Below are 23746 nucleotides of genomic sequence, written 5' to 3'. Positions count from 1 at the left end.
CGGGACGGGGCGCCGTCTCGCACTCGAGACCGTCTCGTTCCCGAGGCACCCGTCTCCCCCCGGAGGCAAAAAAGGACCGGCCCCCGTGGCAGCGAGGACCGGTCCGGTAAGAATCGCACGGTCGAATGGGTGGCAGCCCATCTGGATTAACCAGAGCCGTGCGTGCTCTCTCACACCCCAGCCACGATTCCCACCATCTCGGGAGGTATTTCATGACCAGGATGACACACGCCTCAGAAGGGCGCGCATCGGTTCGCACCGCACTTTTCGCTCTCTTGTTCCCGGCGCTCTGCCTCGCGGCCGTGCTCAGCGGCGCGCAGGAGGCGCAGGCGCAGGAGTTCAAGCTCGGCGGCTTCATCAAGGCGTCGTACTACTACGACACCCAGCAGCTCGTCGCTGCCCGCGAGGGAGACTTCCTGCTCTACCCGGCCTTCGCCACGAGCGCCGACGACGAGCCGAACGACACCGACAACCTCCTCTTCTTCCCGTTCTTCTCGCGGCTCTCGCTCGGCATCAGCGACCTGCCGGAGACCCTCGGCGCGAAGACGACCGGCTACCTCGAGACCGACTTCTTCGGGCCGGGCAACGACACGCAGAACACGCTCCGCATCCGCCGAGCAACGGTCAAGCTGGACTGGGCTACCCACGAGGTGCTCGCGGGCATGGAGTGGTCGCCGCTCTTCCTCTCGTCGTGGGCGCGCACCGTGGCCACGGAGGCCGGAGCGCCGTTCAACCCATTCGCGCGCGAGATGATGATCAAGCTCGTGCTCAAACCAGGCAACTTTCGCGTCACGGGCCTCATCTCCCAGCAGCGCGATGCCTTCCAAGAAATCCCGTTCACTCCGCCCGGCGGCGCGACGGTTCCCGGCGTGAAGCAGCAGCAGCAGGCTGGTCTCCCCGGCGTGATGATGGGGGTAGAGTATGTCGCTGAAGGCGGTAGCACGGTCGGTGTCAACAGCTATTACAAGTGGATCCGGCCGACGCTCACCAGCGACCGGTTTAGCGCGGGTACGGTTCAGGCCTACGCGAACCTCCTCACGCCCGGCCTCGAAGCGCGCGGCAACATCACCTTCGGTGGGGACCTCTCGGACCACCTCATGACCGGTGGCTATGCCGTCATTGGGCCGCTGGCGGACAACAACTTCGAGCCCCTCAACACCGTCGCGGGTTGGCTCGACCTACAAACGACGGGGGCGGTCAGCCTCGGCATCTTCGGCGGGTATCTCCAAAACCTCGGCACGGCCGAAGACGGCATCGACCCGACCACGGTGCAGTTCGTGGCGCGTGGCTACGGCGGGACCCCGATCGAGAACGTGTGGCGCGTGAGCCCGCGTCTGACCTACACCTCGGGCAAGGTCCGCATCGGTGCCGAAGTGCAGGCCACGGGGGCCAACTACGTCACTGGCGCGACGGTCGCGGACGTCTACGACGACAGCCTCACGCCCTCCGGGACCACGGAGGGCGTCATCAACATCCGCGGTGACCTCTCGGTCTTCCTCTTTTTCTAAGTCGACTCGTCATGGCTGCGTCGTGACCAGCGGCGCAGCCTGGTTTTCAACCACCTAACTCCTCTCTGGATATGGCTACCATGACCCGCCAGGCCTACTGGCAGCGCCAAGTCAAGCGCATTGCGATACTGCTGACGATCTGGTTTGTCGTCGCGTACGTGATGGGCATCTTCCTCGCCCCGACGCTCAACCAGTTCAGCTTCGGCGGCGTGCCGTTTGGCTTCTGGATGGCGCAGCAGGGCTCCATCTTCGTCTTCATCTCGCTGATCTGGATCTACGCCTACTTCTCGGACAAGGCCGACAAGGAAGCGGGGCTCAACGAGACGGAGGACACGATGTCCGCTGCAGGCGAAGGCCACTAATCACACCCTTTCCAACCTCAACCCCACGGAATCATGGGAATCCAAGAATGGACATGGGTCACTGTTGGCCTGACGTTCTCCGCATATCTCTACATCGGCTACCGCAGCCGCGTGGCCTCCACGAAGGGCTTCTACGTGGCTGGCCAGGGCATCTCGGCCATCGCCAACGGCGCGGCCACGGGTGCTGACTGGATGAGCGCCGCCTCCTTCATCTCGATGGCGGGCCTCATCTCCTTCCAGGGCTTCGACGGCTCGGTCTACCTCATGGGCTGGACCGGCGGCTACGTGCTCCTCGCCCTGCTCCTCGCGCCGTTCCTCCGCAAGTTCGGGCAGTACACCGTCCCCGACTTTGTGGCCGAGCGCTATTACTCGCAAGCCGCGCGCGTCGTGGCAGCCATTGCGGCCATCTTCGTCTCGTTCACGTACGTGGCCGGCCAGATGGGCGGCGTCGGCGTAGCGTTCAGCCGTTTCCTCGGCGTCTCGTTCGAGATGGGCGTGGTCATAGGCATGGTCATCGTCGCGTTCTTCGCGAGCCTCGGCGGCATGAAGGGCATCACCTACACCCAGGTGGCGCAGTACTGCGTGCTCATCTTCGCCTACACGGTCCCGGCCATCGCCATCGCGCTCGCGCTCTTCGGCAACCCGATCCCGCAGGGGGCCATCGGCGAAGCGCTGCCGATCCTCGACGGCCTGCAGACCGACCTTGGCCTCGATCCCTATTCGAGCCCGTTCGTGAACAACAACATGCTCAACGTCTTCTGCATCACGCTCTGCTTGATGGTGGGGACGGCCGGGTTGCCGCACGTGATCGTGCGCTTCTACACGGTCAAGAGCGTGTCGGCGGCGCGTTGGTCGGCGTTCTGGGCGCTGCTCTTCATCGGCATCCTCTACACGACGGCGCCGGCCATCGCCATCTTTGCGAAGACGGAGATGCTGCAGCAGTTCGTGAACAACGGGCCGCAGGGCTTCCTGGAACTCTCGTGGGTGCAGAACTGGGCCGAGACGGGCCTCATCGACACGGCGGCCATCGCGGCACTGCCTGAGGCGAGCGCGGCGACGGTCGGGCCGTTCCTCGGCGCGATCAACCGCGACATCGTCGTGCTGGCGACGCCAGAGATCGCTGGGCTGTCGGCGTTCATCGTAGCGCTCGTTGCTGCCGGTGGCCTCGCCGCCGCTCTCTCGACGGCGTCGGGCCTGCTGCTCGTCATCTCGTCGAGCCTGGCGCATGACATCTACGGCAAGCTCATCAACCCGAACGCGAGCGACAAGACGCGCCTCGCTGTCGGCCGCGGGATGATCCTCTTCGCCGTCGTGCTGGCGGGCCTGCTGGGCATCTTCCCGCTCGGCTTCGTGGCTGAGGTCGTCGCCTTCGCCTTTGGCCTGGCTGCGGCGAGCTTCTTCCCGGTGATCCTGCTGGGCATCTTCTGGAAGCGCGCCAACAAGCAGGGCGCGATCGCAGGGATGTCGGTCGGCCTCGTGTTCACGTTCGTGATGATCGTTCTCATGCGAACGCACATCGTGATCGGGGCGGAGCAGCCGATCCTGGATAGCTTCCTGGGCATTAAGGCGCAGGGCATCGGCGTGATCGGGATGGTGCTCAACTTCGCGCTGATGATCGGCGTGTCGCTGATGACGGCCCCGCCGCCGCCGCAGGTGCAGAACCTGGTCGAGCAGATCCGCTACCCGCGCACGATGTCGGAGGCGGAACTCGCCGAGGTCTAGGCCTCCCGAGCACGCGCGCCTCCAGGGGTGCCGTCCAGAGAGAAGGCGGCGGGGACGTGGTCCTCGCCGCCTTCGTCTGTTTGAGGGGTAGCGTCACGAACGCCGCTCAGAACACGAACTGCGCCTGGAGCACGACGAGGTGCTGGGTGGCGCGGGTCGGGTCGCCGGGTAGTTGGTTGGCGTAGGCGAGTGTGAGGCGCTCCTGGCGGTAGTCGAGGCCGCGCCGTTTGCTAAAGCTGTAGCTGGCCCCGGCGGTCACGAAGCCGTCGGCGTCCTCTTCTACGTCGTTGAAGAGCTGCTCCCAGCGCGCGAACACCTCCCCGAACTGAAAGACGCGCACCGCGCCGAAGGCCGCGTAGCCGAGCGCGTGCTGGGCCGGAGCCATGTCGGGAGCGCTGCCCCGCTCGAAGTACTGGATGCCGATCACTTCGCCTTTGAGGCGGATGGGCTGCGTGCCTGGATACGCGCCCCAGTAGACGTGCCCCGAGTAGCCGAGGTAGTCACGCCCTGGCATATCATCGTCGAGGGCTGTGTTCGGGTTGCGCGAGCCGTTGTAGCCGACGTAGCCGCCGACCTCGAAGCCAGGGACGGCGTCGGGTTCGTAGGCCACGAAGGAGCTCACCGCGAGCGGGGTCTCGTCAACTCCGCGGGTCACCGACGAGCCGCTGGGCGACTCCCGGAAGTTGCTCCGCGAACGGTCGAAGCTGCCCTCGCCGTTGTGAAGCAGCAGCTCAACGGTCACCTCGTCGGTCTGGTAGCGCGTCTCCAGCCCAAAGACGCGGCCTCGCGAGCCGATCGTGCCCCGCGACCAGCGCTCAGCGATGGCGGCGCGCTCGATGGCATCAATGCGGGTGTGGGACGTGAAGATGTACGCACGCGGTTGCGGTCCGGCAAGGTAGCCGAGTCGGAATCGCCAGCGCTCCGCAGCAAACCAGGAACCGTAGAGGTCCACGCTGTCGAGGTTGCCGCTGCCGAAGTCGACGTCGTAGTGGACGCCGAACTGCGCGAAGCGGGCTGTGGCCCGAAATCGGGCGCGACGGATGCCGAAGCCGATGCGCTGTGTGTCGTCGTCTGCGCCGTCAGCCGTTTCCGCGGTGACACCGGCCGAGAAGCGGGGTTGAAACGTGCCGCTCAGTCGTAGTCGAATGTCGCCTGCCGTCGTTTCCACGGCACGGGGCTCCTCTTGGGCGTGGGCCTCAGGAGAGAATGACACGGCCGCAAGCACGAACGCGGAGGCGACAGTGCATAGAAAACGAAAGGGACGTCGCATAGACAGAGAGAGGAGAGGGGGGAGTGAGAAAGCAATGAGCCGCGACAGAAGTGCAAAGCGCGCCAAATCACCGCAAAGGGCAGAGCAAATCAACCGAAAGGGGACGACGGAGGGTCCCCAGCGTGCTACGATTTTAGCGTCGCCGAACGCGGCTGGTGTTGCTGGGAATGCTACCTTCCAGCTCCTCAGGTCTTCCCCTAGTCTGACCGAACCCACGCTACCGATCCATGGCCGACTCTCCTGCATCTCGTACCGGCGCCAGCCGCCACCTCAGGATCATTGGTGCGCTGATGCTGGTCGCCACCGTCGTGTTTGTGGTCACGCGGCTCGACTCGTTTAAAGCGAAGCTGAGCGACATGGCGGCAGTGACCGAGGGCCGCGATGCCGCCGCCAACCTGACCTCGCCGGATAGCCTCCTTGCTTATGTGCTCCGCCATCCCGAGCAGGCATCCCTGGTGGTTTTCGACACCAACGCGCCAGACGACGGCCTCTTTGTGGGTGCGGAGGTCGAACGCCCGGTCACGGGACTGCCTACCCTGCTACTCGCGACCGCGTACGCGACGGACGTTGCCGAGGGCCGCCTCGACCCCGACGACGTCGTTCCATACGTCCGCGACTGGGCGGCGACCCTGGAGGCAGAACAGGTCGACTTGGGCGGGCAGCGGTTGCTGCCGGCTAGCCTCGGTGCCTTTGCCTTGCCGGCCATCGAGGGGGATCGCCACCTTGCCACGTTGGCCCAGATGGGGCTCGCCGACACGTTGGTTGTGCAGGAGGGCGAGGGCCGACCCCAGGACGTCATCGACGTGCAGATGCGCATGCCTGTGCAGCGGGTGGTGGAGGCTGCAGCCCGGTTCGGCGATCGGCCGAGTGCGGACTACCTGACGCTCCTCCTCGACCGACGCGCCGTAGCAGATCTTGCCCGCGACCACGCCCTCGGCCCGCCAGTACCAACGAGTGGGCTCTACCTCGCTTGGACGCCGACCTATCGCGGTGCGACGGCACAGGAGCGGTTGGACGGCTTCCTCGCGCTCTCATCCTCGCAGCAGGCTGACACCGCCTTCGCCGTCGCTGAACGGCTCCGCGAGGACGAGCCGTACGGTGCTCGGGAACGGGAGCGACTGCGCTTCGAGAGCCTCGGCATGACCGTCGAGCAGCAGCGCGATGCCGCCCGAGCATCGTTTCCGCAGGGCACGGCGAAGGCCTATGCGGACGTGCTCGCGGCCGTCGCCACGGGTGCTCTCGTGAGCGACACCGTGTCGGCAACGGTGCACCAGACGCTCGGCAACCCCATCGAGCTGTTTTCGTCCGTCGTCCCCGATGCCGAGGTGAAAGGCAAGGCTGGAGGCTTCACAGGCCTCTACTCCATCGGCGCGTATGCACGCCGTCCGGACGGCACGGCACGCGTGGCGGTCCTTCTCATGCAGGACCTGCCCACGGCTGTGTTCATCGAGACGGGACGGCAGGCCCTCGACCAGGGCCTCGTCGCGATCCTGCTCGGCAGCGACGCCTTTTTCGAACAAGCGAGAGAACGGGCGGCGAGCTAGTTGCCGAGTTCGTATTTCACGCCCAGGAATGGGAGCAGCGGGAGCTGGTCCACGCGCCGCACCGTGAAGATGTCGAAGTAGAACAGGTTCGCGCGGTCGTACACGTTGATCGCACCGACCTGGACGCTCAGATCGCCGGGGCCGAACTCGAAGGTGCGTGACACCGACACGTCGAGGCGGTGGTAGGCGGGGAGGCGGCCGTTGAACGGCTCGCGGTAGAGCACGCGCGGGATGCCGAACGTCTCCGTGACGTCGGGCAGTGGGAAGAAGGGGACGTACGTGTCGAAGCCAAATGGGCGCGTGAAGGGGAGGCCGGAGCCGTACTGCCAGCGAACGCTCGCTTCAAACCCGCCAAGTTCGAGGCTCGCGAGCGCGTTGACTTGGTGGCGGCGGTCGTGCGGCGGGTTGTAGGTCTGAGGGCCGACTGGCCCGTCGCCCGAGAGCGGGGCTTGCTGGATGGTGTACTCCGTCTCGGCGAGGCCGTAACCGACGAAGGCGTAGAACGGGCCGCGCTGCCACTCCAGGCGGGCGTCGATGCCATAGACGGTGCCCTCGGCGGGCGTGAGGCTGGTCGTGAAGCGCGCGAGGGCGCTCCAGATGGGCACGGCCAGGTTGCGCAGGCGCTTGCCATAGCCTTCAGCTACTAGCTTGAAGGGCCCAATCTGCTGCTGAATCCCAACCATGGCGTGCAGGGCCTCGGCCGGCTCGTCCGACACGTTGATCGCGTTGTCCGGGTCCTGCTCTTCCGCAAGCGGATTGGGGAGCCAAGCCAGAAACACCGAACCGGCGTCCCGCTCGTCGCTGATGCCGTTGACCGTCTGGCGGTAGACGCCGGCCGCCCCGCTGATCTGCGTCGGTCCGTCGACGCCCCAGGGCTGCCAGTTCATCCGGATTCGAGGCTCCAGGCTCGCCGGGTAGTCGCCGTAGAAGGTCGTGATGTTGAGGCCGGGCTGCAGCGTAAGGCCATAGCTCGCTTGCCATTCGGCTTCAACGTATCCGCCCGAGGCGAGCAGGCGCTTCTCGTCGGCTGAGATACCGACGAACTGGCCGCCGAGCCGGTAGTTGAGGTCGTCTGTGCGGGTGAAGAGGCCGCCGCTGAGGCGCAGGCGCGGGCGGAGGTGCGTCAGGTGCGCCTCGGCGTTGAAGAGGAGCGCCGACGACTCGCGTTCCGGGCGGGCCGAAGTCCCGACTGAGTTGCTGACATACGACACGCTGGCGCTCGTCTCGAACTCGTAGGGGACGTTGCGCGGAAGCAGCACGCAGCGTCCGCCCAGAGCCGCGTTGTTCCAGCCGAAGACATCGCCGTCGGGGTCGCGCGGGTCGACTTGGCCCTCGTCGAAGGTGTAGAGGCCCGTGAGGCTGCAGCGGCCCGTCTCGGCTTCGGCGCGGGTGAGCTTGACGTATACGTCGCCGAAGCGGAGGGGCAGGTCTTCGCCGTAGAGCGAGCCCGTCTGCTCGATCACGGAGGCCCGGACCGAGCCGATGACGGACAGGACGCCTGGCGTGATCGGTCCCTCGGCCTGAGCGGAGAGCAGGAACGGGCTGGCCGACCCCGACCCCGCGAAGCGCTGGTAGTTGCCCTCGCGCATGGTCACGTCGAGCACCGAGGCGATGCGTCCCGAGTAGCGCGCGCCGAAGCCGCCCGCGTAGAACTCGGTATTGGCGACGAGGTCTTCAGGGAAGGCGGAGAAGAAGCCGACGATGTGAAAGGGCTGGTAGACGAGAGCGCCGTCCATCAGCACGAGGTTTTGCGGCGGCGTCCCGCCTCGCACGTAGAGGCCGCCGCCTCGGTCACCGACGGCCACGACGCTCGGCAGCGCCTGGAGGTAGCTGGCGAGGTCACCGGACAGGTCCGGCGTCGGAATGCGGGCGAGGTCTTGCGGGCGAATCGACTGACGGCCCGCCTCGACGGACGCTGCGCCGCCGTCGGCCTCGACCTGCACCTCGCCCAGCGTCTGGCCGGGTACAAGCGCCACGGTGACATTGACAAAGGACTGCTGCCCCAACAACAGCGTGTCGATGCTCGTCTCGTAGCCAACGAACGACACGCGGAGGGTGTAGCGGCCTGCGAACCGACCCACGAGCTGGAACACGCCGTCGCCGTCGGTCACCGTTTGCGTCGGCGTCGCGTTCGGGTTCGCGAGGCTGAAGAGCCCGACGGTTGCCCCCGGCAGGGCAAGGCCGTTTTCCTCGTCGGTGACGAAGCCTCGCACCGAGTTGGTAATGGGTTGGGCCTGCACCGTGGTCGCGAAGGTCGCTACGAGGAGCGCCACGAGCACGGGCAGGCGTAGCCTAGACGCTGGGTCAGACACCCGATCAGCCATTGCACCCCGCTTGGTTCAGCGAGAACACGCCGCGCAGCGCGTCCCACTCCGTTCCTAAAGTCAAAATTCCACCTACGAAGCCGAGCCCTCCTTCCACGTTGTTCGTTTCGGACGACGGCAGCACGAGTTCCTCGATGTCGAACAGCTGGAAGTCGGGCCACTCGCTGGTGGTGGTGGCCAGCACAATCTCCGCACGCCGAAGACCGGGACAGACGGTTCCAACCGAGCCGGTCAGGGCTTCCTGGACATCGGCGTAGGCGTTGAAGGCGAGGGTCAGGCGTCCGTTCGGCGCCCGCGTGAGCTGGTCCGTATAGCTCAGCTGGAGCGTCGTGTTCGGGTTGGCTAGCTCGTAACGTATCTGAAGGTCCGCGACTTTGTCGACCTCGAAGATGGTGAGGGCCTGCGACATCGGCGGGTTGTCGGGCGAGGAGGCCAATGAGATGCCGGACTCTAGCTCGGGCGCGGGAATCTCGTTCGGCGTTCGGAACGTAGCGGACGCCGACGCTCCATCAGGTGCAGCGGCTGTAATCCGGTAGGACGTGCTCGCCGCGATCGGAGCAGCCGTCCAGAAGTTGTGGAGCCGCGCACCGTTCTCGTAGGTGAAAACGGAGTCGCGTAGCGTGACCGAAGTGCCCTGGTTCAGGTCGTCTAGCGTAATGGTCGCGTTGACCTCAGGGTCGGCGAACGCGGACTGCTGCAGTTCGCTCACGCGGACGTATTGCGTGTCGGCCGAGACGTCCAAATACCCCTGGATCGAGAACCGAGCTTCTGCGTCTTCGAAGGGGTCGAAGCTCTCCTCGCACCCGACAAGCAGCACGGCCGAGAGGACGATCGCGAAAAGGCGCACGGGCATGGAAGCAGGGGGAGAAAAGCGAGCCTGAAGGTAGGATGGAGAGCGGAGGGCGGCAAGCCGAAGGCGCCTTAGAGTTGGCAACTGGCTTGGTTGATCGAGAAGGCCAGCGTCAGCGCCAGCCACGGTCGGCGCTGCGTCGCGACGCCCCCGACGAAGCCCAGTCCTCCTTCCACGTTGGAGACCGTCCCGGGAAGGACCAGCCGTTCGAGGTCGATGAGCGCGAAGTCCGGCCAGGCGTCGGTGGTTGTGGCGATGAACACTGCTGCACTCTCCAGGCTAGGACAGAAGCCAGCGGTGCCGCCTGTGACCTGTTGCTGGACGTCGGCGTAGGCATCGAAGCCAAGTTGGAGAACGCCGTTGGGGTCACGCCGCACTTGATCGAGGTAGGAAACAGTGACGCGCGAACCCGTCTCCGCCAGCACATACTCGATGCGGAGGTCGGCCAGCTTCTCCACGCCCGGGATTGAGATTGCCTGCAGGTTGGGCGGGTTCATCGCGTTCGACGCCTCTGTGACTCCGGCGTTGAGAAATGGCTCTGGCGATGGTGCTGGCGTTTGGATCGTAGCGCTCGCGCTGGAGCCATCGGAGGCCGTCACCGAGAGCCGGTACGTCGACGACGGCGCAATGGGGACGGCCGTCCATGGTGCGTGTACCCGAGTGCCCGAGGTGAAGGTCAGCAGCGAGTCGCGCAACTCGGTCCTGGTAGCCCCGCTTACCTCCTCCAGCACGACGACGGCGTCCAGCTCGTCTGTGAGAAAGATCGACTCACGGAGTTCGCTGACGCGCACGAACTGGGTGTCCGCCGACACGTCCAGGTAGCCGAACACGGAGAACCGGACATCGGTCTCCTCGAACGGGTCAAGGGAAGTCTCGCAGCCGCTACTAGCCAGGGCTAGGGCGAGCAGGCCGCAGCTGAGGAGCAGGTAGGCGTGGACGGTCATCGAGCAACAGCGATCAACACGGCTCAGGTGCCCGAGCTGGGTCCTGCACGCTTGGTCGTGATCAGGATCACGCCGTTGGCCCCGCGCGCCCCGTACATCGCCGTGTCGGAGGCGTTCTTGAGGACCTCAATCGAGGCTACGTCCCGCGGGTTGACACCGGTGAGTGCGCCCGCCGACGACGGCCGAATCGGCATGCCGTCCAGGATGAAGAGCGGGTCGGAGCTGCTGTAGAGCGACGAGCTGCCCCCGCGAATCCGGATCACGAGGTTGCCTCCGGACTCGGTCACGCGGACGCCCGCAATCTGCCCGCGCAGCATCTCTTCGACCCGCGCGATCGGGCGCCCTTCCAGATCCTCGGCATCGACGCGGTCGGGGTTGTGCGCTTCACCCGAGCCTGGGGTCGTGCCCTCAGTAGTGGCGTCGGTTACGACGCAGCCCGTCCAAAGCACGCCCACTAGGGCAACGAGGAGGGCGGAAAACAACGAGGTACGCATGGCAGACCTGCAGGATGGTGGTCGAAGCAACCGAAGTGGACGTGCGTCAGCGTCGTAGCACGTCCGCCCCTGCCGAGACGATACGGCTTCCAGGTTGTTTCGCCAAGTGAAAGCCCTTCCAGAAGGCCATGGCGACGATGAGCGGTCTGCTCAGTCGCCGAGCGGTAGGGACACCGCGCGGCGCACGTAGTCGGGGCCTGTGCCCTCGAAGCTGATGGTGGCTTCGTAGTGCCGAGCCTCAGTCTCGCGCACGGCCACGCCGTCGGCACCGATGACCGTGCGGGGCGAGCGGATACCGAAAGCGTACGTCTCGCCGCCGACGCCTTCGAGGAGCAGGTTGAGCGCCCCGTCCTCGGCCCGGTCGCGGAGGATGCGCAGGCCCATGCTGCGCGCACCGGAGTCGGCAGGTTCGTGGCGCACGTAAGCGCCGGTCCCGCTGTCCGTCGCCACCGTGATCTCGGTGCGGTCCCCGAGGGGAATCGACGCCACAACGCGCTGCACATCGCCCTCGGTGACAAGGTCGCTTTCGAGGAACTCGCCGTTCACGAGGAGGCCTTCCACGATGGCGTCGAGAGGGAAGGCGGGGGCGAAGTCGAGTGTGGTGCTGCCGCTGCCCGTGTCGTGGACGAACACGAACGAAGTCGCATCGTCGTAGCGCTGCATCGTGATGGCGAAGCGCGCGTCGCCCACGGCGGCGTTGGTGAGCGCGAGGCGGTCCCAGTCGTGGGGCAACTGCGGCGCGAAGCGGAGCGTGGAGCCGTCGGCGGTAGCGTCGAGGCCGAGCATGCCGGTGACGGCGGGCGTGGCGACCATCGCCTCGCTCCAGACTTGGAGGTGGCTGCTGCGGCCGAACGCCGTGTTGAAGTCGCCGGAGAGGAGCTCGGTGACGTAGCCGAGCGCGTCCTGCCGCGTGAGCAGCGCGCTCGCCATGAGGCCCTGGTAGCCGACGTGCGGGCGCGCGTAGCTGTAGCCGCCCATGGATACCCAGCCAGTGAAGAGCGGCCACACGGAGCCGTTGTGGTACGAGAGCGGGTCGTAGCGCTCGCTCTGCGCGTCCAGGATGCGCGCGCCCCAGTCAGTGGCGACGTGTCCGCTGCCGAGCGCGTCAAGCGCCCGCTGCGCGCGGTCGTGGTCGAGCGTAGCCCACCAGAAGGGCACGCCCTGCATCGCGGTGTTCTCGGGCATTACAACGGCATCTTGCTCTGTGGCGATGCCGCCCTGCGAGAGCGCCGTGCCCGCCTGCGCGCCCTCGTCGGGGATCAGATTCGTTGCGTCGGGGAAGTGCGTCGTGACGGCGTAGAAGCCCTCGTCTGCGAGCCAGTATTTCGCTTCGGAGGCCGCGCGGGTGCGTTCGGCGTTGGCCCGCGCCTGCTCAGCCAGATCGCCTTCGCCCAACGCGTCGGCTATCTCGGCGAGGCTCTCGGAGGCTTCGATCCAGAGGCCTTGCATGTAGAGCTCCTCGTGCGGCGGGTAGAGCAGGCCGCCCTCGACCCAGCCGTGTCCCACGCCCGTGTTGTCCAGGAGGTCGTTGCCGTCGCGGTCGGTGCCCTCGGAGAACGCGTAGGCGGCCTTGGCCGAGTCCCAGTGCTTGCGGAGAAACGCATCGTCGCCCGTTGCGCGCCAGAGGTCGGCGAGGACGATGAGGTAGAGCGGTGTCGCGTCGGCGCTGGCCCACGGGTAGGGGTAGTCCTCGAACCACGTCAGGAACGTCGCGCTCTGGCTGATCTCGTGCGGGATTTTGCCGTCGGCACGCTGGAACTGCTGGAGGAAGTCGAGCGCGGTCTTGGTCGTCTCGAAATCGCCGTAGGCGGTGGTGGCGAGGGCCGTCCAGAGGGCGTCGCGGCCGAAGAACCATGCGAAGCCGGGGCGCTCGGAGTTGCCCGCCGTGCGGAAGCCCGCCACGAAGCCCGTGTCCTCGGTGCGTGCGTCCGGGGCCAGCACGTCCGATTCGAGGTCTAGGATCGTCGGGTTGGTCGCGAGCCCCTTGTCGATGCCGACCTTTGCCCAGGCAAACGCCTCGTCGAGCCGGTCATCGGGCGTGTCGAGGGTCAGCGTGTTCGCTTCGAGGTCGGCGTAGTGCTGCACGGTCTCCGCGTAGGCACCGGGGACATCGGCGAGAAGCTGATCATAGACCGCCTCCGCGTCGGCGCGGCCGGTAGTGCTGCCCGTGAAAATGATCGGGATGAGGCCGGCACGTGCGTCCTCCGGCGTCACGCGCAGCTCGAAGCGCGTAGGGAGGTCGGCAGGCTCCTCCTGGTAGGGCTGCTGCGACACGTCCACCGCGCCGGGGCTGCCGATGATGCCGTAGAACCGCTGCGTCTCCTCGCCGACGAAGTAGCGCCCCTGCGCCGCGTCGAAGCCGGAGAAGCCGGTCATCAGCCCGGCGGGCCACATGAGCGCTAGGTCGGGACGGAACGACACCGAGAGCGTGAGCGGGCGCACCGTGTCGATGTCGAGCAGCATCACGACGGCGGGCTCGTCAATCGGCGCGAAGAGCGTCTGTCGGATGGTGAACGCGGCGTGCGTGTAGACGAACGTCGTCGCCTCGGGGCGCACCTCCGTGCGCTCCATCGTCGCGAGGCCGTCAATCGGGATCGGGTAGTCGTCGATGGCGACGTCGAACTGCACCTCGCTGACGATCTGCTGCGGATACGTCCACACCTCGAACGGCTTGCCCTCGTAGCCGAACGCGCCCGCGCGGCGGCCGAGCACGCTGAAGAAGCCGAACGTCCCCGCCTCGGTCTGCCGCTCCAGCATCAGCCCGCTCTCGGGCATGTCGAAGCGCGGCACCTGCGCGAATGCCGGAATGGCGAGGAAGAGCGCAAGGAGGAAATGGGCGAGGAAGACGGGGGAGAGCAGACGGGTCATAATTGAGCGATGTCATCCTGAGCGCAGCCCGCAGGGCGGAGTCGAAGGATCTGCGCTTCAGCTTCCAAGTCGTGGTCAGAGCATCCAGGCGGTCGGAGATCCTTCAACTCGCTCCGCTCGCTCAGGATGACAAGGGGGGGACACTGTCTCAATCGTCCCATCGAACATCAGCCGAGCACCACGCCCTCGTTGGCGCCGAGGTGGAGGGTGCCGGTGAACGTGCGGCTTTCGCGCTCGCGCTGCGTGGAGGCGAGGACGTGGCCCGTGAAGCCGTCGGGCACAGCCACTTCCTGCATCTCGGGCGAGAAGTTGAGGGCGACGAATACGCGCGGCCTCTCGTGACCGTCAGTGCCGTCGTGCTCGCGGACGTAGGCGAACACGTCGTCAGGCACGTCGTCGCTGGGCGTGTAGCTGCCGACCTGGAGCGCGGGCGTCTCCTTGCGCAGCACGAGAAGGCGGCGGTAGAGGTTGAGCATCGAGTCGGGGTCGTCTAGCTCGGCGTCTACGTTGATGGACGCGTGGTCGTCGTGGAGCGGGAGCCAGAGGTCGTCGGGGGGGGCGTCGGAGAAGCCGGCGCTAGGGCTGTCGTCCCAGGCCATTGGGGTGCGGCAGCCGTCGCGGCTCAGCTCGGGGAGGCTGCGGAAGCCCCACGGGTCCTGCAGCTTTTCCTCGGGCACGTCTACCTCCGGCATGCCGAGTTCGTCGCCGTAGTAGAGCGTCGGCGAGCCGCGGAGCGTGAGGAGCAGCATCGCTGCGATGCGGGCCTGTGCGGCACCCACGCGGCTGCGGATGCGCTTCTCGTCATGGTTGCTGACTACGTAGTTCGGCCACGCGCCCTCCGGCAGTGCCGCTTCGAGGTCATCGACGGAGGCACGGATGCTCGCGGCCGTCCAGTCGGCGTTGAGCAGGGCGAAGTTAAACGGCATGTGCAGCTCGTCGAGCACGCCGGGCGTAGCGTTGCCGCCGAAGTAGCGCACCCACGCGGCGCGGTCGTACTCGTGAATCTCGCCAATCGTCACGCGCTCTGCTCTACCGAATGTCGGGGCGTCGTGCGTATCCACGAGCGAGCGGATCTCGCGGAAGACGCCGTGCACGTCCTCGTGGCCCTTGTCATAAAGGTGGACCTGCGAGTCGTACTCCCCGAGCGACTTGTGGTAGTCGGCCACCTCGGTCGCGAGCGGGTTGTCCCGCATCGCGGGGTCCTTCATGATGTAGTGCGCCACATCGATGCGGAAGCCGTCTACGCCGCGGTCCATCCAGAAGCGCAGCGCGTCGAACATGGCCGCCTTAAGCTCGAGGTTGCGCCAGTTGAGGTCGGGCTGCTCGCGGAGGAAACTGTGGAGGTAGTACTGCCCCGTCGCCTCGTCGAGCTCCCACGCGGAGCCACCGAAGATGCTGAGCCAGTTGTTCGGCGGGCCACCGTCGGGAGCGGGGTCGTGCCAGACGTACCAGTCGCGCTTCGGATCGTCCTTCGACGACCGCGCCGCCTTGAACCACGCGTGCTTCTCCGATGAGTGGTTCGGAACGAAGTCGACGATGAGCTTCAGCCCGAGTTCTTTCGCCCGCGCCGCCATCCGGTCGAAGTCGTCGAGCGTGCCGAAGATCGGGTCCACGTCGGTGTAGTCGGCCACGTCATAGCCGAAGTCGGCCATCGGCGAGCGGTAGAACGGCGAGAGCCAGACCGTGTCGACGCCGAGTGTGCCTGCGAGGTAGTCGAGGCGCTCGGTGATGCCGGGGAGGTCGCCGACGCCGTCGCCGTTGGCGTCCTGGAACGAGCGGGGGTAGATCTGATAGACGACGGCGGAGTGCCACCAGGGATGTGCGGCCATGGGGGGAGAGTGGCTACGTGGACGTTCTTGGAAAGATAGAACGCAGCGCCTTTGAACGGGACGGCGCTCCTGCCTCATCGCAGCAAAAAGGGCGACCCCACACTTGGTGGAGCCGCCCTTGGGCTTGGACGTTGGGAAGGCGGTTACGCCGTCTCCGCCACAGCCGGGAGGTAGAGCTGCTCGACGTAGTGTTCGAGCATGCGCTTGATCGAGAACTCCTCGCGCGTGGACTGGATGCTGTTGTGCATCATCTGCTTCCACTGCGGGCGGGCGTCGTAGTAGGTCGGGACGACCTCACCGAGCACCACCTTGTAGAGCGACTCAACGTCGTGCGCGTCCTGGATGGCTGGCTCGGGGCTCTCGAAGCCGTCGCCGATCTGCCAGCCGTTGACGCCGTGGTCGCAGGCCTCGGGCCACCAGCCGTCGAGGATTGAGCAGTTGAGCACGCCGTTCATGGCGGACTTCATGCCGCTCGTGCCGCTGGCCTCCTTCGGACGACGTGGGTTGTTGAGCCACACATCCACGCCGCGCGTGAGCGCCGCGCCGATCTCCATGTCGTAGTTCGGGAGGTAGACGACCGAGTTCGGATACGTCTTCGTCATCGCGATCAACTCCGAGACGAGGGCCTGGCCGCCCTTGTCCTGCGGGTGTGCCTTGCCGGAGAAGACGAGCTGGATCTGGCCGCTCTCCAGCGCCGGGCCGATACGCTCCAGGTCGTTGAAGATCAGGTTAGCGCGCTTGTAGGTCACCGCGCGGCGGGCGAAGCCGATGAGCAGCTTGTTCGCGTCGAGCGTGACGCCCACACGGCTCTCGATGAGGTTGATGAGCGCACGCTTGTTGTCCTGGTGCGCGTCCCAAAGGCCGTCGAGGTCGTCAGCGGCGGCGGCGTCGAGCATGCGGTCGTCGACCCAGGTCGGGCGGTGGATGCCGTTCGTGATCGCGTGGATGTGCGGGCGGCCCTCGACGTGGCTCCACATCTGGTTGGCGGTCACGCCGTGGAGCTGCGCCACACCGTTGGCCTTGGAGGCGAGCTTGAGGCCGCCGACGGTCATGCCGAACGGGTTGCCGCCGAGCGCTTCGAGCTTGTCGGCGCCGAGGCCGAGGTCGGCACCGAGGCGGACCAGGCGGTCGATGGGGTGCACCTCGTTGCCCGCAAGGACCGGCGTGTGCGTCGTGAAGACGACTTCGGCTTTCGTCTCGGCGACGGCCTCGTCGTAGCTCGCGCCCTTGTCCATCTTCTCGCGGATGAGCTCGAAGGCGGCGAGGAGCGCGTGGCCCTCGTTGAAGTGGTAGAGGTCGATGTCGAGGCCGAGTGCGCGGATGGCGCGGACGCCGCCGATGCCGAGGATCATCTCCTGGGCGACGCGGGCGTCTGGGCTACCACCGTAGAGGACGCCCGTGAGCAGCGGCTCCGGGTTGCCTTCGACGTCGGTGTCGAGGAGGTAGAGCGGGACGGTGCCGAAGGTGTCGCAGAGCCAGACCTTGGCGCGGATGTCGGTGCCCGCGACGGGGACGGTCACCTCGACGCCGGTGTCCTTAAGGAAGCTGTAGTCGTAGTCCGGGAAGACATACTCCTGCGAGTTGTCGTCCTGGAGCACCTGGCGGCCGTAGCCGTGCTTCCACTTGATGCCGATGCCGATGATCGGGAGGTTGCTGTCTTTGGCGCCTTTGAGGTGGTCCCCGGCGAGGATGCCGAGGCCGCCCGAGTAGGTCTTGAGCTGGTCAGAGAGGCCGTACTCCATGCAGAAGTAGGCGACGTTTGGCAGCGAAGTCGAGGCCATGTGAGTCCTTGTACGGATGGGGGTATCAGGAGGGATGTAAGCGTTTACACTCCGGGTCGGCGCAGAAGATAGCATCGTCGCAGACGCGAGCAAGACGGGCGGCTGTGATGCTTTAACGCTTCAAAAACACCAGATCGGGGCAGAAACGATGAGGTTAGGCGATCCATGCTTCGGCTGCACGCCAGCCCGAAGCCAGCGCATCGCCGACGGACACGCCGTGGCGGTAGTTGCCTGCAAACTGCAGGCCAGGATGCCGCGCTTCGAGTTTGGTAAGTGCGTCCAGCACGCCGTCGTACCCGAGGTGGTATTGCGGGATGGCGTGCGTCCAGGAAAAGCGCTCGACGAACACCGGAGCGGCACGCACGCCGAGGAGCGCCGCGAGGTCGCGACGGAGCCGGGGCAGCAGCGCCTCAGTAGACTCAGCAGCAAGTGCAGGCTGCCGCATGCCGCCGACGAAGCACGTCAGCAAGATGTGGCCGTCCGGCGCGCGGTTGGGAAAGAGCGACGACGAGAACAGCGCGCCCAGCAGGTCGAACCGCTCTGCGCTCGGCACCAGCACGCCAAAGCCGTCGAGTGGGTGCGTGACATCCTCCCGGCGAAAGCCGAGTGCAACGAGGGCGATGGGCGCGTAGGTGACGGCGGCAAGGGGCGTGATGTCCGCACTGTGAGGCCACGCGAGGTTGCTGAGGCGGTGCAGCGGCAGTGTGCAGACGACCGCGTCGAAGCGCTCCGCAAACGTTTCGCTCCCGGCCGTTGTTGACACGGACCAGCCTTGCTCGTCGCGGTCGAGTCCCGACACGCGGCGTTCGTAGCGGATGCAATCGTTTGGTAAGGCCGCTGCGAGCGCGTCGGGTAACGCCTGCATGCCGCTCCGAAACGAGAAGGAGCGCGGCAGGTGTCTCTCGTCTGCGTTCACGGACGACCGCGACGATGCCTTGTGTGCGGAGGCCATCCCCCGAAAGAGCGAGCCGTGCGACTGCTCCAGGCCGTGAAGTCTGGGAAACGCATGGCGCAGCGAGAGCTGGGCTGGGTCGCCGGCGAAGATGCCGCCGATGAACGGGTCGACGGCATAGTCCAGCACTTCGCGGCCTAGACGACGTCGCACGAACTCGGCCACGCTTTCGTCGAGGGGATCTTGCTTTCGTACAAGCGGCTCGGCAAGCAAGCGAGCCTTGGCACGACGCGAGAGCAGCTTCGTAGTAGCCAGCCGGGGTGGCTTCAGCGGGGCCGCGATGGGCGTGCCGTTCCGTACGATGTAGCGGTTCTGGGCGGAAGGCCCCGGCTCCACGATCTCGTCGCTTAAGTCCAGGCGCTCCACCAGGTCGGCCACGAGTGGCGGCTTACCCTGCATCGAGTTGGCACCGACATCGACCTGGTAGCCGTGGCGGCGGAGGGTTTGGATCACACCGCCGGGGGCTGACCGCGCCTCGTATACGGTAGGGCGATGGCCCTCGTCGGCCAGACGGAGCGCTGCTGCCAAGCCGCTCACGCCCCCGCCGAGCACCGCCACGCGACGAGGCTGGGACGCTGAATTGGGTTGGGCAGAGCGGGACGAGAGCGTCGTCATCAGGCGGACAGCGAGAGACTTGAACGTTTCGAAATGGGAACGAAGAGAGAGTGAAGGGAGGTGTCTTGAGTGAGGGGTGTGCGGCGTGCCCTACCGTTGTCCTCAACTTTCAGTTTCCGCCGAAAATCGCCAAGTAAGCCGGATTCTGATAGACGACGCAGGACAAAAGAGACGGGCAAGTTCCTCTTCCGTTCGATAAAAAACCGCGTTATGCGCGTGAGACGGGCCTTGGGTTCCGGAGCATTCTGAAAACAGTCCAGTATATTGTCAGGGCAAACCGCCCCACCCGAGCCGACTAGCGGTCCTCCCAGACATTTGCGTCGGCATTTTTGCCTCACCAACTCACACGATTCTTATGAGTAAGGCCCGCATGGAGCAGAACTGGCAGCGCGTCAAGGCCCAGATCCAAGCTGTTTGGGGTGAAATTGACGATACCGACCTCAAGAAAGCGCGCGGCAACCTCGGCAAGATGGTCAACCTCATCCATGAGAAGACTGGCGAGGACCGCATGGTCATCATGCAGAAGATGAATGCCGTGCTCTAGCGCTGCCGTGCCTTTGCGCAATGGCGCCCACGAATGCTGTCTACAACGCCCAGGGTTCACGCGAGCCCTGGGCGTTTTGGTGGGCCGTAGTTATTGCGGCTATCGTGCCCAAGCAGCGTCAAAAAGAAAGCTGGATCGGGCAGGGTCGAAATAAAATGAAACAAAGCGTGCTTTCTACCATTCTATAATCCGCTATTGCATTAAACAGACTACACGTGACCCATGGCTACCGCAGCAATGAATGAGAACTGGCGCACCCTTCGCGATCAGATCAAGGGTGTCTGGGGCGACACCGAGTTCAGCAACCGCAATCTGAAACGGACGCGAGGTAGCCTGCAGAAGATGGTGAACCTCGTGCACGAGCGCACGGGCGAGTCTCGCCCGGAAATCCGCAGCAAGATTGCTGGACTGCTCTAGCGCCCCGTGCAAATTCTCCGCGCGTGGCTACTGGTACGCCACGTGCGCCGGCAGGCCCGATCGCCTCGGGTCTGCCATTTTTTTGCTTTACGGTATTGCTCTGTGTCCGCTACGCGCCCTCTAGCAGCGGGTACCAGTGTGGTACGGCGTACCTGCAGCCCAGCAACACGTAGCCCTGCGCCACACGGTTGCCACATAAAACCAATCGGTGTGCTGTGCAGCGCCAGTCGACGTGGCATGGTGCGGACAGAGCCCACAAACGGCTCGGCAGTGTGGGAACGCTGGTCGGGAACAAGGGGGCAAACGGGCACCGTCACGGGAAAAGGAAGCCGGTGCGACCGTCAGACCCCACCACAGAACCCTCGATCGCACCGGCTAGCATCCCCACCGTAGAATCGGGATGTGCACATATAGACACGTCAGCCTATCTGGTATAACCATCGCTCCGCATTTTTTTGACCGGGCGCGACAGAAACACCAGATACCAGTCAAGGAACAGGCCGTAAGAGGAAACGGGCTCGCGTAGTCCATAGGGGCTGGACGCATACGCCTAGTCCTTGTCCGTCGGAGTCTTACGTTGCTCTGCGCCAAAGCAACGGGCGATATGCCCTGGAATACCCGTACAGCGCAGCTGTATGCCCGCTATCTTGAGCGCCGATCGCTGTTCCACCACCTTTATTACGCACCCGCTTCGTTTGATGGAGACCTACTACAAACCCGAAGACCTTGGCAAGTTTGGCGACATCGCGCAAGGCAACGCAAAACTCGCGCAGTCCTTCTTCAAGTACTACGGCGAAGTCTTCGAGGACGGCGCACTCACCGCCCGTGAGAAGGCACTCATCGCGCTCGCCGTGGCCCACGCCGTGCAGTGCCCGTACTGCATCGACGCCTACACCTCGGAGTCGATGGAGAAGGGGGCCGATCTCGAACAGATGACCGAAGCCGTCCACGTGGCCTGTGCCATCCGCGGCGGTGCGTCGCTCGTCCACGGCGTGCAGATGCTCAATCAAGTCCACGCCAAGATGATGTAGGACTGCTGCGTGTCTCGGGGTGCGTACTGGCTCTAGCCACGACCACGCCAGACGAAACCCGCAACACATCAAAGCTCCGATGCTGACCCCGTTGCCGTCCCGCTAGTGTTTTCGGCGCGCCACCCACCACCGTCCTGATGCAACCGCTCCCCGTCCTCACGCCCGATCTCGCCGCCGCCGTCGCCGACGGGCCGAAGCGCACCACCAGCCTCGTCGCCCGCCAGACGCCGCTCGCCCATCCTGACGAGCAATTGCGAGTGCTCCGCGCCGTGGACATCGACGGTGGGCCGACTGGTACCGGAGACTTCGGTGCCGACCTCGCGGCCTCGGGGTGGCTGCCGCTACGTCCTGCGCCGCTAGAGATCTTCCAGGTCAACATCGGCAAGCTGTGCAACATGACGTGCCGCCACTGCCACGTCGACTCCGGCCCGGACCGCACCGAGGAAAACATGGACCGCGCGATGGTGGACGCGTGCCTCGCTGCCATCGACCACATCCTGGCCGCCGACAAAGCGCACGGCGGCGGCCACCTCCACACGGTGGACATCACGGGCGGCGCGCCGGAGCTGAACCCGCACTTCGTCTACTTCGTCGAAGCCTGTGTCGAACGCGGTCTTCACGTCATCGACCGGTGCAACCTGACGATCCTGCGCGTCCAGAAGTACCGCCACCTGCCCGCGTGGATGGCCGAACAAGGCGTCGAGGTGGCGTGTTCGCTGCCACACTACCGCGAGCTCAACACCGACGCACAGCGGGGCGGCGGCACCTACCGCAAGTCCATCGAGGCGCTGCGCGCGCTCAACAAGGTCGGCTATGGCCAGGGCGACCCGAAGCGGATGCTCACGCTCGTCACCAATCCTGTCGGTGCGTTCCTCGCGGGCGGCCAGGCGTCGATGGAGACCGAGTGGAAGGCGGCCCTAGAACGCAACCACGGCATCACGTTCGACCGCCTCTTCGCGCTCAACAACATGCCGATCTCGCGCTACCTGGAGTGGCTCATAGAGAAGGGGCAGGTCGAGGCCTACCTGGAGCGCCTCGTCAACGCGTTCAACCCTGCCGCCATCGACGGGCTGATGTGCCGCAACACGATCTCGGTGAGCTGGGACGGCCGTCTCTTCGACTGCGACTTCAACCAGATGCTGGAGATGGAGGCCGACGTGGAGGCCCAGCAGCCTGAGGCACGCGGCACGCTCATCAAGGACACCGACCGGATGCACGTCACCGACTTCGACCTCGCGGCGTGGCAGGCGCGCCCCGTGAGCGTGGCCCGGCACTGCTATGGTTGCACCGCCGGGGCCGGCTCCTCCTGCGGTGGCGCGACGACGTGAGTAGCACGATGCCTGAGCCTCCAGAACTCGTCTCGACACCTGAATGCCAGGCACAGGTTGCAGAGATTGTGAATGACTTTGAGGATGGGAGCCTCTCCGTTGAGGACGCTGCTTCTAGGATCGAGATCGTAACAGGAAGACCTGTAGACCCAAACGTACTGCGTGGGTATTGGGGCTCCGAATCGCTCGAGGAACTTGCTCGCCGCCTGTGCACCGAGCCAATTCAGGAGTGGGCAGATATACCGGAGGAGCAGGCACTCTCACTCATCCAGCAGATCCTCGATGATCCCGTGGACGACGCTCTCTTTGCGCGCAACGTAGCGGCGTTGGAGAAACGCTTCCGAAAACCGTCCGGGACACTCTCTGACCTCATCTTCCACAACGACAACACCGACCCAGCCTGGATCCTGGAGCAGATTCGCGTCGATACAGTGAAGTACCTGTAGCCTCCTTCCATGGGCAGAATACCATGAGACACGAATTCAGCGCCGTTGTCGAGCGGGATGAAGACTGGTTCATCGCCTTCGCACCGGAAGTACCAGGCGCGAACGGGCAGGGCCGCACGCGCGACGAGGCGCTTGCGAGTCTGTCCGATGCCATCGCGCTCATTCTCGAAGATCGTCGCTAGGATGGGCTGCGCGGTGCCTCGGATGATGCCGAACGCACCACGGTGACGGTAGCCGTGCGAAGCAGCGCGCCCTCCTGAAGCCCAGCTTTTTCCTCAGGCGGGGTGGGTCCAACTCCTCGCGGGACACGACGACATAGCCCGACGACCCTGTACGGCTCGACTTCGCGCGTAGGGGAGTGTCCCCCTCATGTCGCCCGCTGCTATGCTCGGTGCCCACCACGCCTTCCACGAATGGGTGGAGGTCCCGCCGTACCACGTCGCAGTCCATGACGCGCGGGATGGCATCGTGTGGGACGACAGCGGGGCCGAGCCTCGGACGGTGCGGAGCGTGCTAGTCGAGTACGCCAACTATACCGACGCACCGCTCTCTTACCGGCTCGCCCAGTGGATGCTCTACGACACCGAGGGGTATGCCTACGAGGCGGAACTCCGTACGGCGCTCTATGCCGCGGAGGCCCTGAGACGCTTGAAGGAGGGCGTCACCCTCACCGGCCAGAGCGTGAAGGGATGGGTGGCCTTCGAGGTACCCGACCAGGCACGGCTGGCGTACCTCCAGTTCCGCCCCGGCTACCTTCCGACCGCGTCGCTTGCTTTCGCCTCGATGGCGCTCGCGCTTCTTGAACACGCCCCCTCGCAATGAAACCGCCCATCTGTGCTGTCTGCCGCCGCCGCAGGCCCAAGGCTACCGGATTCCGACTCGTGCGGTTCTCCGACTACGAGCCATTGCCGCCCCGC

Annotated in this window: 20 protein-coding genes; 11 read left to right on the top strand and 9 right to left on the bottom strand. The window is 65.5% G+C overall.

Annotation, left to right across the window (positions count from 1 at the left end; all coding sequences use genetic code 11):
* Positions 1-275: 275 nt before the first annotated feature.
* The 3 genes from AAFU51_10665 to AAFU51_10655 all read left to right on the top strand — a co-directional run bounded on the left by AAFU51_10665 (position 276) and on the right by AAFU51_10655 (position 3592).
* Positions 276-1508, top strand: a complete 1233-nt coding sequence (locus AAFU51_10665) for a hypothetical protein (protein ID MEO1571721.1) — start codon at positions 276-278, stop codon at positions 1506-1508.
* 71 nt (positions 1509-1579) lie between these two features.
* Positions 1580-1870, top strand: a complete 291-nt coding sequence (locus AAFU51_10660) for a DUF4212 domain-containing protein (GenBank protein MEO1571720.1) — start codon at positions 1580-1582, stop codon at positions 1868-1870.
* Between the two features lie 33 nt (positions 1871-1903).
* Positions 1904-3592, top strand: a complete 1689-nt coding sequence (locus AAFU51_10655) for a sodium:solute symporter family protein (protein ID MEO1571719.1) — start codon at positions 1904-1906, stop codon at positions 3590-3592.
* Between the two features lie 106 nt (positions 3593-3698).
* Here the strand turns inward: AAFU51_10655 and AAFU51_10650 are convergent, their stop codons facing one another.
* Positions 3699-4805, bottom strand: a complete 1107-nt coding sequence (locus tag AAFU51_10650) for a hypothetical protein (protein ID MEO1571718.1) — start codon at positions 4803-4805, stop codon at positions 3699-3701.
* Positions 4806-5089: 284 nt separating this feature from the next.
* On the opposite strand from AAFU51_10650, the gene AAFU51_10645 reads away from it, so the two are divergent.
* Positions 5090-6406, top strand: coding sequence for a hypothetical protein (locus tag AAFU51_10645; protein MEO1571717.1), 1317 nt, complete (start codon positions 5090-5092; stop codon positions 6404-6406).
* Here the strand turns inward: AAFU51_10645 and AAFU51_10640 are convergent.
* The 8 genes from AAFU51_10640 to hemG form a co-directional block, all read right to left on the bottom strand.
* Entirely contained in the window at positions 6403-8679 is a 2277-nt protein-coding gene (locus AAFU51_10640) for a TonB-dependent receptor (GenBank protein ID MEO1571716.1), read from the bottom strand. The genes AAFU51_10645 and AAFU51_10640 overlap by 4 nt on opposite strands.
* Before the next feature lie 43 nt (positions 8680-8722).
* Entirely contained in the window at positions 8723-9583 is an 861-nt protein-coding gene (locus AAFU51_10635; GenBank protein ID MEO1571715.1) for a hypothetical protein, read from the bottom strand.
* Between the two features lie 68 nt (positions 9584-9651).
* A complete protein-coding gene (locus AAFU51_10630) occupies positions 9652-10524 on the bottom strand; it encodes a hypothetical protein (protein MEO1571714.1) in 873 nt (290 codons plus the stop codon).
* A gap of 23 nt (positions 10525-10547) precedes the next feature.
* On the bottom strand, positions 10548-11018 hold the full coding sequence (locus AAFU51_10625; GenBank protein MEO1571713.1) for a TonB-dependent receptor plug domain-containing protein: 471 nt from the start codon (positions 11016-11018) through the stop codon (positions 10548-10550).
* 150 nt (positions 11019-11168) lie between these two features.
* Positions 11169-13886 (bottom strand): amylo-alpha-1,6-glucosidase, encoded by a 2718-nt coding sequence (locus tag AAFU51_10620; protein ID MEO1571712.1) that lies wholly within the window; start codon positions 13884-13886, stop codon positions 11169-11171.
* Between the two features lie 167 nt (positions 13887-14053).
* Positions 14054-15715, bottom strand: a complete 1662-nt coding sequence (locus AAFU51_10615) for an alpha-amylase family glycosyl hydrolase (GenBank protein ID MEO1571711.1) — start codon at positions 15713-15715, stop codon at positions 14054-14056.
* A 143-nt stretch (positions 15716-15858) separates the two neighbouring features.
* Positions 15859-17496: an alpha-glucan family phosphorylase gene (gene glgP / locus AAFU51_10610; protein ID MEO1571710.1), complete on the bottom strand. Its 1638-nt coding sequence runs from the start codon at positions 17494-17496 to the stop codon at positions 15859-15861.
* 154 nt (positions 17497-17650) lie between these two features.
* On the bottom strand, positions 17651-19063 hold the full coding sequence (gene hemG, locus AAFU51_10605) for a protoporphyrinogen oxidase (GenBank protein MEO1571709.1): 1413 nt from the start codon (positions 19061-19063) through the stop codon (positions 17651-17653).
* A 355-nt stretch (positions 19064-19418) separates the two neighbouring features.
* On the opposite strand from hemG, the gene AAFU51_10600 reads away from it, so the two are divergent.
* From AAFU51_10600 to AAFU51_10570, 7 genes are all read left to right on the top strand, one after another.
* A complete protein-coding gene (locus tag AAFU51_10600; protein ID MEO1571708.1) occupies positions 19419-19607 on the top strand; it encodes a general stress protein CsbD in 189 nt (62 codons plus the stop codon).
* 222 nt (positions 19608-19829) lie between these two features.
* Positions 19830-20024, top strand: a complete 195-nt coding sequence (locus AAFU51_10595) for a general stress protein CsbD (protein MEO1571707.1) — start codon at positions 19830-19832, stop codon at positions 20022-20024.
* 698 nt (positions 20025-20722) lie between these two features.
* Positions 20723-21055 (top strand): arsenosugar biosynthesis-associated peroxidase-like protein, encoded by a 333-nt coding sequence (locus AAFU51_10590; protein MEO1571706.1) that lies wholly within the window; start codon positions 20723-20725, stop codon positions 21053-21055.
* Positions 21056-21192: 137 nt separating this feature from the next.
* Positions 21193-22383 carry an arsenosugar biosynthesis radical SAM (seleno)protein ArsS gene (arsS, locus tag AAFU51_10585; protein ID MEO1571705.1) on the top strand — a complete coding sequence of 397 codons (1191 nt, stop codon included), beginning with the start codon at positions 21193-21195 and terminating at the stop codon, positions 22381-22383.
* Between the two features lie 8 nt (positions 22384-22391).
* Positions 22392-22829: a hypothetical protein gene (locus AAFU51_10580; GenBank protein MEO1571704.1), complete on the top strand. Its 438-nt coding sequence runs from the start codon at positions 22392-22394 to the stop codon at positions 22827-22829.
* Between the two features lie 23 nt (positions 22830-22852).
* Positions 22853-23011 carry a type II toxin-antitoxin system HicB family antitoxin gene (locus tag AAFU51_10575; protein MEO1571703.1) on the top strand — a complete coding sequence of 53 codons (159 nt, stop codon included), beginning with the start codon at positions 22853-22855 and terminating at the stop codon, positions 23009-23011.
* A gap of 187 nt (positions 23012-23198) precedes the next feature.
* The gene (locus AAFU51_10570; GenBank protein ID MEO1571702.1) at positions 23199-23651 is read left to right on the top strand and encodes a hypothetical protein; all 453 of its coding nucleotides are present in this window, start codon (positions 23199-23201) and stop codon (positions 23649-23651) included.
* Positions 23652-23746: the final 95 nt, after the last annotated feature.

It is taken from the genome of Bacteroidota bacterium (assembly GCA_039821555.1).
Lineage (GTDB): Bacteria > Bacteroidota > Rhodothermia > Rhodothermales > Rubricoccaceae > JBCBEX01.
The sequence above is the reverse complement of the archived record's forward strand: the minus strand, read 5'-3'. Positions and strand labels throughout refer to the sequence as shown.